Source organism: Microvirga sp. P4_G7, assembly GCF_056401005.1.
Window position 1 is genome coordinate 1 of the sequence record NZ_JBFUKD010000806.1, and the last position, 1473, is coordinate 1473.

The window sequence follows — 1473 nt, forward strand, 5'->3', positions numbered from 1 at the left end:
GAGGCAACGAGTGTTGCCATCAACGAAACATCGATCACGAAACGCCAGATTTCGGGCGAGGACAGATGGAACTCCGCCGCGCGTTCGCGCGCACTCTGGCCCACATTGYTCACCAAGACGTCGATGAAGCAATCGCGCGCGATACGCGCGAAGGCCTCGGCTACCGCGCTTTCGTCGACGCAATCGATCTGCATCGCCGTCACCGGCGACTTCTGCGGCGCCAGGATTTCGACGACCTGATCCAGTGCCTGCGCGTCCCGGTCGAGTAAGACCAACGCCGCGCCCTCAGAGGCCATGCGGATTGCGCTGGCGCGACCGATGCCGGCCGCGGCCCCCGTGATCACCACGGTCTTTCCTTCTAATCGACGCACGATTTGGCCTCCTCAGATGCATGTTCGAGATCAACGCCATGCCTGCCGGCGTCTGGGCGCGACGCCGTCGCTAATTGCGCAACGGTTTTCCTGTTTCCAGCATATGTTCGATGCGTTCGACGGTTTTGGCAGACTGGGAGAGCGCCACAATGGCCTGACGTTCCAGCGCCATCACGGAGGCTTCGGATTGAGGTTTCAGCGGATCGCCGTCGGGGCCGCCCGTGATGATCGAGGCCAGGACATCGGCGATCTCAAGGTCCGTGTCGGTGATCGATCCTGCCGCGTGGAGTGCCTGCACGCCTCGCATGATGCCGACTTTGCCAGAGGGTCCGCAGACCCGGATCAAAGCCACTTCGGGCGGTTGATATCCGGCGGTCGCCAGATCCTCGGCCCGGCGCCGTGCAACAGTCAGGACGCTCGCGCGGTCCATGACAATTTCGTCTGACGCTCGCAGGAAACCCATCGCAGCCGCATCGAGGGCCGAAGCGGAAGTCGAGGCGGCGAATATGGTGTCGAAAGCGCGTCCGGCTTCAGCCCCAGGACCCTTCGGTCCCAACGAGTTGCTTTGCGAGCGCAGCAACATCTGCGCACATCCGCCCCATCCCGGAACAAGCCCAACCTTGGCCTCGGGCAGGCCGGCGCTCAGTTCGGCGTGGGCAACGATGGCATCCGCATGAAGCGCGATTTCGCATCCGCCTCCGAGCGCTAATCCGCGCATGGCGGCGACGATGGGAAACGCGGCGTATTTCATCCGAAGAAAGAGATCTTGGCCCCGCGCGATATAGCTGTCGAGCGCGGCCACGTCGCCCCGTTGGATCAACTTGGCAATGAAAGCGAGATCGGCGCCCGCCGAGAACGCGCGCGGGTTCTCGTTCCCGATGACCAGTGCGGAGAACGCCTTGCCGCCTCGCTGGAGAGCTTCCTCGATCATGTCGAACACCCCGGGAGCGAAGGTGTTCATCTTGGTATGGATCTCGAGGCACGCGACGTCATTTCCAAGATCGCGAAGGGTCGCCGCCTCGTTTCCGGCAATCGTTCGGGCTGACGCCAGCCGAGCGATTGCCCGTGCAGGTGTCCACCCACCCTGATTGGTGAGGAGCGC

Annotated in this window: 2 protein-coding genes; both read right to left on the reverse strand. The window is 63.2% G+C overall.

Translation table 11 applies throughout. The features are described from left to right. On the reverse strand, nucleotides 1-371 hold a 371-nt coding region (locus AC1DT3_RS20860; RefSeq protein WP_477467111.1), incomplete at its 3' end, for an SDR family NAD(P)-dependent oxidoreductase. A 70-nt stretch (nucleotides 372-441) separates the two neighbouring features. Continuing rightward, a partial coding sequence (locus AC1DT3_RS20865) for an enoyl-CoA hydratase/isomerase family protein (RefSeq protein ID WP_477467112.1) occupies nucleotides 442-1473 on the reverse strand: 1032 nt, incomplete at its 5' end.